This is a genomic window from Brevibacterium sp., from assembly GCF_031179145.1.
Taxonomy (GTDB): Bacteria; Actinomycetota; Actinomycetes; order Actinomycetales; family Brevibacteriaceae; genus Brevibacterium.
Genome location: NZ_JAPSIB010000017.1, coordinates 19,325 through 34,140, shown reverse-complemented (window position 1 = coordinate 34,140; position 14,816 = coordinate 19,325). Strand labels below are relative to the sequence as shown.

The window sequence follows — 14,816 nt, the reverse complement described above, 5'->3', positions numbered from 1 at the left end:
CCCGCACTCACCCGCACCCGACTCATGAAAGCTGGTCACCCGTGGATCTCTCCGTCATCGCCCGCACCGGCGGGCCCGTCCTCCTCTGGCGCGGTCCCGACCACGACAGCCTCGACCTCACCGGACCGGTCATCGCCAACTGGGTGAATAAGGGAGTCGGCCTCTTCGGCGATTACGACCTCGGTCCCGACTTCACCCTGTTCGTGCCGATGCCGAACGGCCTGCACTGGCGAGAGGTCGTCGCGATCCTCTCTGTCCTGCTGGCCGGAGGGCGGGTCGTCGTCGGCGAGGCCACCCCGTCGATTGCGCCCGAGGGTGACTTCCATGCCTTCGTGCCGCTCGGATCGGAGACGGAGGAGAGCTTCGTCGACGCCGAGGAGATCTTCGTCTACAATCCCCCGGCTCTGGCGCTGAGCACCCCGGTCGCGGCGGACTTCATCGACGTCAACTCCTCGATCCGGGCCTACCCCGACGTCACCTCTCGTCGCCTCGACGCCTCCGGAGTCCTCGAGGTCGGCGCCGAGCCCGTCGACTGGACCCACTCACCGACGGTCACCGGGTCTGCTTCCGGTTCCAGACCGGAGGGACTCCTCGTCTCCCACTCCACCCCGCGGGCGGATGAGTGGGCCCGCTTCCTCGGCCACCTCCTCGGCGGCGGTGAGGTCCTTCTCGCCAACGGCATGGCCGAGGATCGGATCTCACACCTGGCGGGCACTCTCGGAGAGGTCCGTGGCAGACTGGGTTCATGGACAAAGTAGTTGACACAGCCGCTGCGGCGGTAGCCGATATTGCCGATGGTTCATCGATCGCCGTAGGCGGTTTCGGGGTCGTCGGCGTGCCTGAGTTCCTCATCCGCGCGATCGACGCTCAGGGCACGAAGGACCTCGAGGCGATCTCCAACAACGCCGGCGTCGACGGACGCGGCCTGGGAGTCCTGCTGGCCAACCATCGACTGCGCCGGATCATCGCCTCCTACGTCGGTGAGAACAAGGAGTTCGCCCGACAGTACCTCTCCGGTGAGCTCGAGGTCGAGCTCACCCCGCAGGGAACCCTGGCGGAGAAGCTGCGTGCCGGAGGTGCCGGGATCCCCGCGTTCTACACGATCACGGGAGCCGGCACCCAGGTCGCCGAGGGCGGCATCCCCTGGAAGTACGACTCGGAGGGCACCGTCATCAAGTCGTCGCCGCCGAAGGACATCCGGGTGTTCGACACCTTCGGGGAGGAGAAGGAATACGTCCTCGAGCAGTCCTTGGCGCCTGACTTCGCGTTGGTCCGCGCCGCTGTCGGCGACCGTCACGGCAACCTCGTCTTCCACTCCTCGGCGCGCAACTTCAATCCCCCGGCGGCTCAGGCCGCACGTGTGACCATCGCCGAGGTCGAGAAGCTCGTCGAGCCGGGCGAGATCGATCCCGATGCCGTGCACCTGCCGGGCATCTTCGTCCACAAGGTCGTGCCGCTGACCCCCGAGCAGGTCGCCGACAAGCCGATCGAGAAACGCACCGTCCGCACCGAGCCGAGCGCTGACAAGGGCTGAGGAGAACCTGACATGGCATTGACAAGAAACCAGATGGCGGCCCGTGCGGCTCAGGAGCTGGGCGACGGCAGCTACGTCAACCTCGGCATCGGCATGCCCACCCTCGTGCCGAACTTCCTCCCCGACGGCGTGCACCTCGTCCTCCAGTCGGAGAACGGACTGCTCGGGGTCGGACCCTACCCGCGTGAGGACGAGATCGATCCCGACCTCATCAACGCCGGCAAGGAGATCGTCACGATGCTCCCCGGCGCCTCCTACTTCGATTCGGCGGCGAGCTTCGGCATGATCCGCGGTGGGAAGATCGACGTCGCGATCCTCGGCGCGATGCAGGTGGCCACGAACGGCGACATCGCGAACTGGATGATCCCGGGCAAGATGGTCAAGGGCATGGGCGGCGCGATGGACCTCGTCCACGGCGCCAAGCGCGTCATCGTCATCATGGACCACGTGGCCAAGGACGGCACTCCCAAGCTGCTGTCCATGTGCGAACTGCCCCTGACCGGCAAGGGCGTCGTCGAACGCATCGTCACCGACCTCGCCGTCCTCGACATCAGCGGTGACGCGTTCACCCTCGTCGAGTTGGCACCGGGAGTCACGGCCGAGGAGATCCAGGAGAAGACCGGCGCCGAGGTGGTCGTCCCCGCCGAAGTCGGCACCGTCACCGTCCCCGACGTCTGAGCCGGCCCGCGGGCGTCTTGCTCGTCCCGCGGCACCACGGGAAGAGCGGCACCTTCACCGCGAAGGTGCCGCTCTTCTGCGTCTCGCCTCGATTGCCCCGGCCCGCGTTGAACACCGCGAGCCGCAATTCCCACCGCTGGGCGCAATTCGGCTGCTTGCAGCAGTATGAGTTAGGACGATCGAGACGCTTCGCTTCGAACGAAGGTCCAGAAGCTGGCTATACCGCTCGCGAATCGATCTCAAGGCCTTCGTACGGCCCGGCCGCCCTTGAACACAGAGTGAATGGCCGTCTCGGCGTCGCCGAGCACAGTGACGTCGTCAAGCGGATTGGCGTCAAGCACGAGCAGGTCGGCGTGGGCTCCCTCGGCGACGACTCCCAGACGCCCCTCCTGACCGAGCAGACGCGCTGCTGTCGTCGTCGCCGATCGCATCACCTGCTGAGGGGTCTGGACCTGGGACCGGATCACGAACTCGTGGTTCTGGTGCGGGTGCATTCCACCCAACAGATCCGAGCCGTAGACGATGTTTACTCCATGTTCAGTGGCCAGGGCCAGGGCATCGATGCCGGCATAAAGAACATCGTCGACCTTCTTCTGACTGGATTCGGGTAGGCCGAACTGAGCTCCGTCGGCCTTGAGCCTTTCGTAGGTGACAAGTGTCGGGACGAGGAAGGCATCATGTTCCAGGAACAGTTCCACGCTCTTCTCATCGATGAGGTTCCCGTGCTCAATCGACCGCACTCCCAGGGACAGACCTCGATTCACGGAGCGAGCAGTGTAGGCATGGCCGAGCACATAGCGATTGGCGGCGTCAGCCTCTTCGACAGCTGCTCGGATCTCCTCGTCGGAGAACTGCGTGGAGTCAACCCGATCCGTCGGGGACGCCACTCCCCCGGAGAGCATGATCTTGATGTGGTCGGCGCCGGTGCGCAGATTCTCTCGCGCCGCCTTGCGCACCGCATCAGCACCGTCGCAGACAATCCCGATGTTTGGGCAGCACATGTGACGATCGAGTACGTGGGTGCCCGGACCCCGCATGTCGGCATGCCCTCCTGTCTGGGACAGTGCCTTGCCACCGAAGAACAGCCGCGGTCCGGTGATCAGTTCCTCGTTGACTGCGGCCGCGAGGCCGAAGTCGGCACCGCCTGCATCGCGGACAGCGGTGAAGCCGCGCGAGAGCATGTCTCCGAGCAGACGCGAGGCCTGTGCCGCGAGATAGTAGGGTGACTCTCCTCCGAGGTCTGAGAGGTTCGCTGTCGACGCGAGCACGTGGACGTGCCCATCGATCAGCCCCGGCGACACGACACGCCCACCAGCGTCAAAGGCACCGCTCGCAATAGTCGTCGCTCCCGCTCGGACAGCCGTGATCTCACCGTCCGCAATCTCGATCGTGCTGGGCTCAGAGAGGGTTCCGCTCTCGACGTCCAGGATCCGCGCGTTGATGATGGACGAGACTGCCGTGTCGAGATGCATATCGATTTCCATTCTGGCGACCGTGTGATGATGGAACCACACTATTAATTCTGCAATGGCTTTTGCAAAGGAAGTCCGTACTGTGAACAGCTTCACCGACTGGATCGAGTCCTTCGAGTCCGGCACTCGTCTGACTCGGAGCACCAAAGCCGTCCTGCACGCCATCGCGGCCGATCCTGAGGAAGCCGCCTACTGCTCAGCTCAGGCGCTGGCCAACATCGCAGGAGTCAATGTTGCGACGGTCGTCCGAACAGCGCAGGCCCTGGGCTTCTCCGGCTGGCCCGCGTTCTCCGCAGAGATCCGCAGCCGCTACCTGGCCTCCCTGACTTCACGGAACGTCTACATCCACAACCGGAGTCAAGGGATTTCGGCGACGGCGATCGATAAGGACATCGAGCTGCTCGAGCACCTGCGGAGCAGCCTCGACGAATCAGCCCTCAGGCGCATGGCCGAACATATCGGCGCGGCAGCGAGTACGGGCGTCTTCGCGACCGGGGCATATTCGGCCCCCGGGGTGCAGCTTGCCCACATCGGGCAGATGCTCGGCTATCCGATCCGGTGCCATTCGGGTTCGGCGACGTCGATGATCAATGAGGTGAGGCTGCTGCGTCAAGGCGATTGCTTCCTGGCGTTCTCCCTCTGGAAGTCCTCGCGCATCGTGCTGCAGGTCGCAGAGGTGGCGAAACAGCAGGGGGTCAAGATCTGCGTCATTGCCGATCGACACACGGCCCTCACCGGCATCGCGGATGAATATGTGCTTGTCCCCACCGAGACCACACAAGTGATCTCCTCCCTGGTGTGCGCGACCAGCGCCGTGCAGATTCTCTTGGGGCTCATCGCCAAGCGCGACGAGAGCAGGACTCACAGGATGCTCGAGCAGATCGATACCCTCTGGGAACTCACCGCCGTTGTGGCCGAGGAATGAGATTCCTGCATAATCTATTGCATTCTGCGGCAACAGTGGTTGAGAATCGTGTTCGGCCTGTGCATGACTGTGCTCCACAACACTAGGATCGCCCATGAATCTCACTTTTGTCCTCGTCCTCGTCGTCTACGTGGCGATCATGATCGCCATCGCCGCGTGGTTCGGTCGCTCTGCCGCAATGAAGGACGGAGAGGATTTCGTGCTGGCCGGCAAGTCGTTGCCCACTTGGGTTCTGGCCGGCACGCTGCTGGCGACGTTCGTCGGATCGGGTTCGATCATCGGCGGCGCCAACTTCATCTACACGAACGGGCCCCTCGCCGGCGCTCTCTTCTTCGGCGGCACGTTCTGCGGAATCGCGGTCCTCTACTTCCTCGCTCCCAAGGTCCGGAAGAACGGCTTCCACACTGTGCCAGAGCTCTTCGAAGCCAAATTCGGACGGCCGGTCCGAACCGTGGGCACGATCATCGTCCTCGTCGCCTTCATCGGCATCACGGCCTATCAGTTCACCGGCGCGGGATATATCCTCACACTGATCACTCCCCTGTCGACTACTCAGGCAACGATCATCGCCACAGTCCTCATCACCTTCCTGTCCCTGTCCGGCGGGTTGAAGTCGGTGGCATGGACCGATCTTCTCTCCGCAGTGCTTATCGTCGCCTCTCTCCTTGCAGTGCTCATCTGGGTGTTCGTCGTCGACCTCGGTGGATTCGGCAGCTACGTTGGCCGGCTCGATCCGGCGTTCAAATCGGTGACAGGGGTGCTCTCTCCCCTACAGATCCTCGGATTCTTCCTGCCGCTCTTCCTGCTCATCCTCGGCGATCAGAATATGCATCAAAGATTGGCGGCAGCGCGATCGCCGAAAGTTGCGCGCAATGCCACGATCCTATTCTTCTTCGGGGCCGCGCTTATCGTTGCTCCGATCATCCTCCTGGCCTCCAGTTCCACAATCCTCATGCCAGGAACCAACCCAGATATGGCGATCCTCGCTCTTGCAGAAGGAGAATTCACGCCTTCCGGAATGGGTGCTGTTCTCCTTGTTGCGTCCCTCGCCCTCATCGTCACGACCGGTTCCTCATACCTGCTCACGTGTTCGGGAAACATCGTCTATGACCTCATCTACGTCAGGAACAAGACCAAAGGCGATTCGAAGCGGGGAGTCGTCGTCGGTCGCCTGTCCGTCCTCGCCATCGCGGTCCTCGGATTCATCTTGGTTCAGTTCTTCGAATCGGTGCTCGCTCTTCAGATGTACGCATACTCGATGTACGGTGCGGCGATTACGCCCGTCATCCTGGCGGCCCTGTTCTGGAAGCGGGTGACCCCCGCGGGAGCGATGTGCTCGATGATCGTCGGAGGAGCGGTGACGATCATCTGGGAGGCCACAGGCCGATCGGAGACACTGAATTCAGCCATCCCTGCGCTGCCGACAGCAGTCGTCGTGCTCATCGTCGTCAGTCTGCTCACAAAGCGACGGAGACCGCAGGCCGAAGCCTCAGCCGAACACCGTACGCTGTCACAGGAGGTCTGAGCCAGGGTTCGGTGCTCTGCCGGCTCGCAGATCACTGACATGCAGAAGAGCGGTGCCTTCACCGCGAAGGTGCCGCTCTTCTGCGTCTCGCCTCGATTGCCCCAGCCCGCATTGAACACAGCGAGCCGCAATTCCCACCGCTGCGCGCAACCACCACCGTTGGGCGCCACCGCCACCGTTCAGCCGGCAATAGTCACCGCTGGGCGCACCTATCGCCGTTCAGTCGGCAACTCCAGGGCTCAATTTCCGCCGGTCGGCACACTGGCAATAGGTGGCTCAGCACTTGGCACCGCTGGCCGCAAAGCACCCCCGTGCAACGGTGCGAATTGCAGGCAATGGGTGTGCGACTATCCGGTGACCGGCTCCCCTGCGCAGGCACAGCGCAGCGGCAGGACGTTCGACCTTCCGGCGTCCCATCCGCCTGCCCTCAGGCGCAGCGCTACGGCCGCTCCAGGCCCGTGGTGGCGACGAACAGGTCACCGTGGCCGTCTGCCGTGATCCCAGGCTCGTTTGCCGCGATGAACACGCTCTGGCCCCGGGTCAGTGTCACCGACGATCCGACCGAGGTCAGCGTGATCGTGCCGGAGGTGCACAAGACGATGCTCGGGCCCCGACGATCGATCTTCTTCAGCCGTGGGCACCGCAGCACCTGCAGCGCGAACTCCTCTGTCGGTCCGCGGAAGACTCCGTCACGGTCGGGATCGACCCTGTGGGCAGCAGCCGCGGTGAACTTCGCGACCCTGCCGAGTTCCGGGATGTCGACGTGCTTGTGCGTCAGGCCCCCGCGCAGCACGTTGTCGCTCGACGCCATGATCTCGATGCCGGTGCCTCCGAGGTAGGCGTGGAGCACACCGGGTTGGATCGCCAGCGCCTCCCCCGGCTCGAGGTGGGTGCGGTTGAGCATGAGGGCGACGAGAACTCCAGGATCGCCCGGGAAATCGCTGACGAGCTCCCGCAACGTCTCCATCGGGTCGACGGCGCTGCCGGCCCGGCTGGCATGTCCGTCCGGGAGCTCTCCGAGCTCGTGCGCGGAGAGCTCGTCGACGAAGCGCGGAGCGCGCGGATCACCGAGGATGAGCTCAACGGTCCGGGAGTTCGCGCGCGCTTCACCGAGCGACCTCAGGGACGCCAGCACCTCGCCGAGGAAGTCGAGCGCTTCGGGAGTCAGAGGCAGTGACAGGAACCGCTCGAATGTCGCCCTGACGGCCCGACGAGGACGGAAGTCGGTCAGGGCATGGAACTCGGTGAGCGCGTAGATGAGCTCCGGCTTGGCCGAGGGATCCTTGTAGTTGCGGTGCGGCGCATCGAGGTCGGGGCCGTCGGCTTCTTCGCGAGCGAATCCGATCGCGGCCTGCTCGGGGTTCGGATGCACCTGGATGGAGAGCGACTTCTGCGCGGACAGCACCTTGAGCAGGAACGGCAGCCGCGGGCCGAAGACGTCCACGCCATCGCGTCCGAGCAGCCCTTCCGGGTCGCCGGCCAGGTACTCGATGAGGTTGGGACCGGTGGGAGCACTCGTGGTCGTGCGCGTGTCCGTCGATGAGGTCGAGGAGGCGGAGCCGATGTGCCGGTACCCCGAGGCGAATGCCCCCGAGTGAGGCTGCTCCGAGACCAAGTGGGACGGGCTGAGGGGATGCGCTCCGAGCCAGAGCTCAGCGCAGGGAGTGCCGTCGGGCACGGTTCCCAGAATCGCTGGAATCGCGTCCGTGCTGCCCCAATCAAAGTTCTTGACTGTGTTGTGCAATCGGCGCAATGTGATGAGCCCCTTCAGGTGAACGTGTTTGCTTGTCCGTCCACCGTAGCGCGTCCATCTGCCGAGGTCGTGTCTTTTTCCTCCGCCTTCACCAATTGTTCAGTACTTGTCACAATCTGTTCACCACGTGTGACCAGGCCTGAGAGGCGCTCCTGCCGGCAGATCCGGCGCTCCGCAGACCAGAAGGTGGCAGATCCGGCGCTCCGCAGACGAGAAGGTCCCCCAACCACGACGTCCGGAGAGCACAAGGGCCGAAGACAGAACAACGGTGCCTCGCGTCCGACTCCTGGGGAGCCGGGCGCGAGGCACCGTTCATGCGTGCACCGAGGCACGGCTGCGCTGTCAGCCGATCACGCGGATGACCTTCGCACCGCGACCGAGCATCCACTCGTAGCTGCGCTTCGAGGTGTTCGTGCGGCTCGAGCCCGCGTCGTACATCTTCCCCTTGGTCTCGGAGATGATGCCGATGTGGCCGGGAATCCAGATCATATCGCCGGGCTTGGCATCCTTGAGCGAGATCTCCTTGCCCGCGCGTCGCTGCTGGCTCGTCGTGCGCGGCAGGTCGATGCCGATCTTCCCGTAGACGTGCTGGGTGTAGCCGGAGCAGTCCCAGCCCGACTTCGGCGAGGTGCCTCCCCAGACATACTTCACGCCGAGGTGCTTCTTCGCCTCTTTGATGACGGCGTCACGCTGAGCCTGGATCTGCTCGTCCTTGGACGGCTTGTCGTCCTTGGGCTCGTCCTTCGGAGGATCGGCCGGCTTCGGCTCTTCCTTGGGCTTCTCCTTCGGAGGATCGGCCGGCTTCGGCTCTTCCTTCGGCTCGTCCTTGGCTTTGTCGTCTGCAGAACCTTCCCCGGAGTCTGCAGCCGAACCGCCATCTGAGGCATTGTCTCCTGGTGGAGCAGAACCGGCGCCGCCGGGAGCGTTGGCGTCCAACGCTCCCGGTGCGATGGTGCCCTGGGGCGAGAACTCAGTGGTTCCGTACCCTTCGGCCCAGACCACTCGAGCACCCTCGAAGAGCTGCTCGACCCGCCCGTCCTTGATGACGGGGTCGGACTTCGGGTAGCCGAGGTGTCCGTTCTCGTACCCCTTGGCCTTCCAGTAGTCCCGCACGACTCCCACGGTGGCGTGGGCCCCGGTGGTCTTGGACCAATGGATGGATCCCTTGGTGAACGGCTGGTAGGTGCCGCCGTTCTTCAGACCGCCCCGCTCGTTGCCGATGGGCAGTCCCAGCTGGGCGACCAGGTCGCCCTTGTAGCTGGAGGCGATGCCTCCACTGACGTGGTGCGCGCCGGTCTTCTTCGACCAGAAGACGACGCCCTTCTCGTAGTTGCGGGCACGTGCGCCTTCGATTCCCTTGACGTCGTACTCGCCGCTGGTGGCCTTACCCAGTTCCTTGGCGTGCGCCTCGGCGTACTGCTCGATGTAGGTCTTGGGCTTCGGTTTCTCCTTCGGCTCGTCCTCGGGAAGCTCGCCGGACTTGAGGATCTTCGACGCGGTGTCACGGATCTCGCCCATCTTCGCGTAGAAGGCGTCGCCGGGGCAGTCGGTCTGCGCCAGGTCGCGGTGGGCGACGACGGTCGACTTGCTGACCGAGCGTCCCGACAGCGAGAGCTTCCACGCGATCGCAGAGGCGACGGCATCACGCGTCTTCCGCGGCGGGGCCTTCTTGTCATAGGTGCCGAGCACCGAGATGCCGAAGGTGCCGGAGTTGTGGTTGGCGACGTGAGCTCCGATGACGGCCTTGTTGATGTCGCCGCCACGAGCCTGCCAGAGACGGCCGTACTTGTCGGCGATGACGTTGTAGCCGATGTCGTCCCAGCCGCGTCCCTTCTGGTGGTAGGTCTGGATGCCGCGCAGGATCGACGGCACGTCCTCGGCCGAGTAACTGTTGGCACCGGCGGTGTGGTGGACGACGGCCTGCTTGACGCTGCTCGCATAGTCGGGCGAACCGTCGTAGGGCTTGGCGCCCCAGGACTTGCGCGAGGCGATGTTCGGCTTCGGAACCTTCTTCGACTTGGCGACGTTCGTCACCGTCGCCGATCCCGGCACGAAGTTCTGGTTCGTCACGGTCGCCTCGGCCGGAGCCGCTGCCGTCTCCACCGAGCCCGTCTCGGCCGATTCTCCGGCACCGGTTTCGGTCGGAAGCGAAGCGCCGCTCGCGCCGTCGGCACTCTGCGGTTCGATCTCGACGGGGGCGTTCTCGGCCACTGCCTGTGCGTCTGCCGCGGACCGCTTCGGGTCAACGAGGACGAGTTCCGCGTCACTGGGGGCCTGATCTCCCAGGATGCGCATCTGCACGCCCGTCGCATTGTTGACGGTGAAGGGTTCGGAGCCCTCGGTCGGGGAATTGTCGCCCGCTTCCTCGTCGAGGGTCCTCCAGCTGTTCCAACCGGACTCGCTCTTGACCCGGACCTGGATGCGGATGTTCGACTTCACCTCGGAGAACGTGAAGCCGACGAGGCTCGGGTTCTTCGACGGCACGTCGAGCACATCGGAGATCAGCGCGATGCCGACGCCGTCCTCGGTCTTCTGCTGCACCGAGCCCGAGATGTCCTCGTCGGGCTTCGAGTCCTCGGTCGCGGGGTCCTCGGTCGCGGGGTCCTTCGACTCCGGAGCCGTCGAATCCTCGGCCGGAGCCGAGGGGGCGGTGGAGGCACCCGGGTCCGCGGGTTGCTGGGCGGGAGCAGATCCTTCCGACGGGACCGGCGAGTTCGTCTCCGCGGGCCCGGACAGGCTCGCTGAGGCCGGGGTTGCCGAAGCAGGGGTCACCGTCGCGGAGGCTTCAGGGCCGATCGCCGAACTGACGTTGACCGTGGAGGGGATCTGCGTGGATGAGAGAGCGGACTGCGACTTGAAGATGTTGGGCAGATTGCTCGTCGCGCTCTGATTGGTCACTTGGCCGCCGGAATCGGCGGAGTCGCGAGCACCGGGGACTTTGAGTCCCTCTTCGCTCACATTCAGCGCCTTCTGGGTCACTTCCGGCTCGACCGTTGCCGCGAAGGCAGTCGGAGCCGTGACCACTAAGGTGCCGACGAGTGCGACAGAGGCGCAGCCCGCGACAGTGGGCAGTATGTGTTTCATCGTTACAGCCTTTTCGAGGAAGACAGGGAAGTTCAGGCCAGAGGATCACTTCACCGTTGGTAGGACGGTGGGCAACCCCAACATCTCAAAATTGTTACACATTTTCGGCGTGTCACACTAGCCAGATGAGAAATTACTGTGATTACAACGGTGTAGTTCCCAGTGTTGGCAAGGGACACACCGTGGTGAAACTTTTTCGCCGGTCTCACCCGATCGGCTGTTCCCGCAAGTGCGGATGCGTCATCGCACCCGTCGGCTCGGCTCATCCGATGCCCAGCAGAAGCCCGCCGAAGTCCGGCAGCGCCTCGCCCCATTCTCTCACCGGCCGCAGCGGCCCACGGCCCGAGTCACGAATGAGTCACGTCTGAGGTCTCAACAACCTCACTTGCGGTGGCACCTCACGGCACGTAGCAGATCGACCGCGTGTCGTCCTTTGCAGGCTTCTCCGAGGGGCTGGATCCCTGAGCTCGGATGGCGGCCCCGATGCCCGCTCCGACGCCCGCCGTGGCAGCCGAGGGGCCTGCGGATTGCGCATTCGACTGCTTGTCCAGCTGCGCGATCTTGTCCGCGACGAGGCTCCTGGCCTCGTCGAAGTCCGGCTGTGATGGTGTCACACGCGGCGGAGTCAGGTCAAGCGACTCGATCTTCTGCGACTTCACCTTCAGCGCCAGATCCACGAAGGTGTCGACCTGGCTCGATGGGATGTCGGTCGCAACTGCGCCCGGCGTGGCCTTCGCGATCTCCTGGAAGCGGGTCAGAACTGTGGCGGGGTCCATCTGCTTGACGATGGCAGTCTGGACGCAGCGCTGGCGGATCATCCGCTCGTAGTCGCTGGAGAACTCCCGGGAGCGGGCGAACCACAGGGCGTGGAATCCGTCGAGCTCCTGCTTCCCCGGTTCGATCCAGCCCTTGACCGGCCCATGCTGCCCGGTGGACGGGTCGATCTTCGAGGAGATCGGGACGCGCTTGCCCGATACGAGCGTGATCCCGCCGAGGGAGTCGATGAGCTTCTCGAACCCCTTGAGGTTGACCATGACGTAGTACTGCGTCTTCAGGCCCGTGATCGCCGAGACGGCGTCCATGGTCGCCTGCTCCCCCGCTCTCTTCGGGTTCTCGAACTCGTCCCGGTGCTCCTCGCCCTGCTGGAACACGGCGTTGAGGAGGCATTCGCTGCCGCAGTTGTAGCCCTGCGGGTACTTCTCGTGCAGCGGCGTGCCCTCCGGGAAGGGCACGTTCTGCATGTTGCGGGGCAGACCGATGATCAGCGTCGCTCCGGTGTCGGCGTCGATCGAGGCCAGCGACAGCGAGTCGGGCCGGATGCCCGTGCGTCCCTTTCCGGCGTCCGAACCCAGCAGCAGGATGTTGTAGCGCCCGTCGACAGGCTTGACGGCCTTGCCCGAGGCGAAGAGCTCACTCATCAGCTGCCGTTGGCTGTTGAGCATCGACGTGCCCCACGCCATGGGTCCGACGACGATGAGGAGGAGCGCGCAGAAGGCGGCGATGAAGCGCTTCCGGGCCCGGGGCGAGACCGTGACCAGCTTGATCCGCCGCAGAGTGTCGAACAGGCACACCACCCAGTTGATCGCCACGATCGGCACCCAGACCGTGAGGAATGTGAGGATGAACGGGTTGGTCCCGAAGGTGAAGGCGAACGTCTTGTCGACGAGCACGGCGACAGCCGCCGCGATGACGAGGATCCAGCTGATCCCGGTGATGAGAAGCGATACCTTCGCCCAGCGGCGAGCCCCGAACAGCAGCTGCACCCCGCCGGGCAGGACTGCGGTGACGAGGAGAAGCATCCACGCCCGCAGGTCCCTGGTCGGCTGGGTCGCATACGCCGGGTAGTGAATGGGGTCGACGTATCTCGTTTCGGCCACTGAACTTCCTTCTACCTGTTCCGGCTGCTCCGGGGAATCCTCCAGCGCAATGGCACACACCGGTCCGCAGACGAGCTCGTGTCAGAGCCGTCTGCGATCCGCCACCATCGCACTGGGTCAACTCTGCCAAACGTTCTGGAGAGTCGACTGTGTTCGTCCATTGTGACCGCTCAAGCGCCCGCGGGTCGGTAAGCCGCCGATTCCAGGCATGTCGCCGCCCGGACCGCGGCGGGAGCGCCTCAGGCGTGTGAGCATTGTCGCAGCGACACGACACTGAGCTCAGCCGAGCAGCGCGCGTCCCATCACGAGCCGCTGGATCTGGTTGGTGCCCTCGTAGATCTGGGTGATCTTGGCGTCGCGCATCATCCGTTCGACCGGGTGGTCCATGACGTAGCCGGCCCCGCCGAGGAGCTGCACCGCGTCCGTGGTGATCTCCATCGCCGCATCCGAGGCGAACGCCTTCGCCGCGGCCCCGAAGTAGCTGAGGTCGGAGTCACCGCGTTCACTCTTCGCCGCCGCGGTGTAGGTGAGCTGGCGGGCGGCCTCGAGCTTCATCCCCATGTCGGCGAGCATGAACTGGACGCCCTGGAAGTCGGCGACGCGCTTGCCGAACTGCTGGCGCTCCTTGACGTAGCCCAGGGCGTAGTCGAGGGCGCCCTGGGCGATGCCGACGGCCTGAGCCGCGATCGTCACCCGGGTGTGGTCGAGGGTGGTGAGGGCGAGCTTGAGACCGTTGCCGACCTCGCCGATGACGCGGTCGCCCGGCAGCCGGACGTTGTCGAAGAAGAGCTCACGGGTGGGTGAGCCCTTGATGCCGAGCTTGCGCTCCTTCTCGCCGAAGGTGAAGCCGGGGTCCGACTTCTCGACGACGAAAGCGGTGATGTTGCGCCCCCGCGGACCAGCCGGGTCGGTGACGGCCATCACCGTGTAGTACTCCGAGACTCCCGCGTTGGTGATCCACGTCTTCACCCCGTTGAGCACCCAGTCGTCCCCATCGCGCACCGCTCGGGTCTTCATCGAGGCGGTGTCGGACCCGGCCTCGCGCTCGGACAGACCGTAGGAGAACCCTGCCGCGCCGCGGGCGACGGCGGGAAGATACTTCTGCTTGATCTCCTCCCCGCCTCCCAGTTGGACCGGCAGGCTTCCGAGCTTGTTCACGGCGGGGATGAGCGACGAGGCCGCGCATCCGCGCGCGATCTCTTCGATGATGATCGACACGGCCAGCGCGTCGGCGCCCACTCCCCCGTACTCCTCCGGGATGTGGGCGGCGAAGAAGTCGGTGCCGACGAGCGCGTCATGGGCTTCCTGCGGATAGCGCGATTCGGCGTCGACCTCGGCGGCATGCGGGGTGATCTTGTCCGCGACGACGTTCCGGACTGCGGCCCGGATCTCCTCATGTTCCTCGGTCGGCTGGTAGAGATCGAACATCGCACTCCTCGTACTGATCAGTTGTTAAGTGATCCCATTATTGCCGGAGCGCGCGGCCCTTGTCGAGGGCGACCTCGCGCAGGGTGCGCCGGTAATCGTCGAGGCGGGACCGCAGCTCCTGCGCGGCTTCGGTGTCGGAGGCGGCGAGGATCCGGGCCGCGAGCAGTCCGGCGTTCTTCGCGCCGCCGATCGAGACCGTGGCGACGGGAACGCCTCCGGGCATCTGCACGATGGACAGCAGCGAATCCATCCCGTCCAGGTGCTTGAGCGGCACCGGCACTCCGATGACCGGCAGCGACGTCAGTGACGCGATCATTCCGGGCAGGTGGGCAGCCCCTCCGGCGCCCGCGATGATCACCCGGATCCCGCGGTCGGCGGCCGACTTCGCCCATTCGACCATGTCCTCGGGCATGCGGTGGGCGGAGACCACCTCGGCGGAGGAGTCGATGCCGAACTCGGCCAGCGCCTCGGCGGCGGCCTTCATCGTCGGCCAATCCGAATCGGAGCCCATGACGATGGCGACGGCCGGACTCACCGAGG

The 14,816-nt window shown here is 64.9% G+C and carries 11 protein-coding genes; 5 read left to right on the top strand and 6 right to left on the bottom strand.

The genetic code is table 11. From position 1 onward, the window contains the following. Positions 1-41 precede the first annotated feature (41 nt). The 3 genes from RIT73_RS12785 to RIT73_RS12775 are packed head-to-tail and all read left to right on the top strand — an operon-like array spanning position 42 to position 2,212. Positions 42-758: a hypothetical protein gene (locus RIT73_RS12785; protein ID WP_309132464.1), complete on the top strand. Its 717-nt coding sequence runs from the start codon at positions 42-44 to the stop codon at positions 756-758. Continuing rightward, complete coding sequence (locus RIT73_RS12780) at positions 746-1,534, top strand: CoA transferase subunit A (protein ID WP_309132463.1); 789 nt, start codon at positions 746-748, stop codon at positions 1,532-1,534. The genes RIT73_RS12785 and RIT73_RS12780 overlap by 13 nt, the downstream gene beginning before the upstream one ends. Before the next feature lie 12 nt (positions 1,535-1,546). Continuing rightward, entirely contained in the window at positions 1,547-2,212 is a 666-nt protein-coding gene (locus RIT73_RS12775; protein ID WP_309132462.1) for a CoA transferase subunit B, read from the top strand. A gap of 239 nt (positions 2,213-2,451) precedes the next feature. Here the strand turns inward: RIT73_RS12775 and RIT73_RS12770 are convergent, their stop codons facing one another. Further along, positions 2,452-3,696 (bottom strand): amidohydrolase family protein, encoded by a 1,245-nt coding sequence (locus RIT73_RS12770; RefSeq protein WP_309132461.1) that lies wholly within the window; start codon positions 3,694-3,696, stop codon positions 2,452-2,454. A 43-nt stretch (positions 3,697-3,739) separates the two neighbouring features. Here RIT73_RS12770 and RIT73_RS12765 point away from each other — a divergent pair, with 43 nt between their 5' ends. Together RIT73_RS12765 and RIT73_RS12760 are read left to right on the top strand one after the other, a co-directional pair. After that, on the top strand, positions 3,740-4,609 hold the full coding sequence (locus tag RIT73_RS12765) for a MurR/RpiR family transcriptional regulator (RefSeq protein ID WP_309132460.1): 870 nt from the start codon (positions 3,740-3,742) through the stop codon (positions 4,607-4,609). A gap of 94 nt (positions 4,610-4,703) precedes the next feature. Then, complete coding sequence (locus tag RIT73_RS12760; protein WP_309132459.1) at positions 4,704-6,134, top strand: sodium:solute symporter family protein; 1,431 nt, start codon at positions 4,704-4,706, stop codon at positions 6,132-6,134. Positions 6,135-6,573: 439 nt separating this feature from the next. Here the strand turns inward: RIT73_RS12760 and manA are convergent, their stop codons facing one another. The 5 genes from manA to purE form a co-directional block, all read right to left on the bottom strand. Next, positions 6,574-7,878 (bottom strand): mannose-6-phosphate isomerase, class I, encoded by a 1,305-nt coding sequence (manA, locus tag RIT73_RS12755; RefSeq protein WP_309132458.1) that lies wholly within the window; start codon positions 7,876-7,878, stop codon positions 6,574-6,576. A gap of 351 nt (positions 7,879-8,229) precedes the next feature. Then, positions 8,230-10,971, bottom strand: a complete 2,742-nt coding sequence (locus tag RIT73_RS12750) for an NlpC/P60 family protein (protein WP_309132457.1) — start codon at positions 10,969-10,971, stop codon at positions 8,230-8,232. 398 nt (positions 10,972-11,369) lie between these two features. Further along, entirely contained in the window at positions 11,370-12,848 is a 1,479-nt protein-coding gene (locus tag RIT73_RS12745; protein ID WP_309132456.1) for an LCP family protein, read from the bottom strand. A gap of 279 nt (positions 12,849-13,127) precedes the next feature. Then, positions 13,128-14,276 (bottom strand): acyl-CoA dehydrogenase family protein, encoded by a 1,149-nt coding sequence (locus RIT73_RS12740; RefSeq protein WP_309132455.1) that lies wholly within the window; start codon positions 14,274-14,276, stop codon positions 13,128-13,130. Positions 14,277-14,313: 37 nt separating this feature from the next. Continuing rightward, positions 14,314-14,787, bottom strand: coding sequence for a 5-(carboxyamino)imidazole ribonucleotide mutase (gene purE, locus RIT73_RS12735; RefSeq protein WP_309132525.1), 474 nt, complete (start codon positions 14,785-14,787; stop codon positions 14,314-14,316). Between the last annotated feature and the right edge of the window lie 29 nt (positions 14,788-14,816).

Excerpts from the sequence above, each read along its gene's own strand:
- purE (WP_309132525.1), bottom strand. The coding sequence starts at position 14,787 with ATGGGCTCCGATTCGGATTGGCCGACGATGAAGGCCGCCGCCGAGGCG.
- RIT73_RS12760 (WP_309132459.1), top strand. The coding sequence starts at position 4,704 with ATGAATCTCACTTTTGTCCTCGTCCTCGTCGTCTACGTGGCGATCATG.
- RIT73_RS12765 (WP_309132460.1), top strand. The coding sequence starts at position 3,740 with ATGGCTTTTGCAAAGGAAGTCCGTACTGTGAACAGCTTCACCGACTGG.
- RIT73_RS12780 (WP_309132463.1), top strand. The coding sequence starts at position 746 with ATGGACAAAGTAGTTGACACAGCCGCTGCGGCGGTAGCCGATATTGCC.
- RIT73_RS12750 (WP_309132457.1), bottom strand. The coding sequence starts at position 10,971 with ATGAAACACATACTGCCCACTGTCGCGGGCTGCGCCTCTGTCGCACTC.
- RIT73_RS12740 (WP_309132455.1), bottom strand. The coding sequence starts at position 14,276 with ATGTTCGATCTCTACCAGCCGACCGAGGAACATGAGGAGATCCGGGCC.
- RIT73_RS12770 (WP_309132461.1), bottom strand. The coding sequence starts at position 3,696 with ATGGAAATCGATATGCATCTCGACACGGCAGTCTCGTCCATCATCAAC.
- RIT73_RS12775 (WP_309132462.1), top strand. The coding sequence starts at position 1,547 with ATGGCATTGACAAGAAACCAGATGGCGGCCCGTGCGGCTCAGGAGCTG.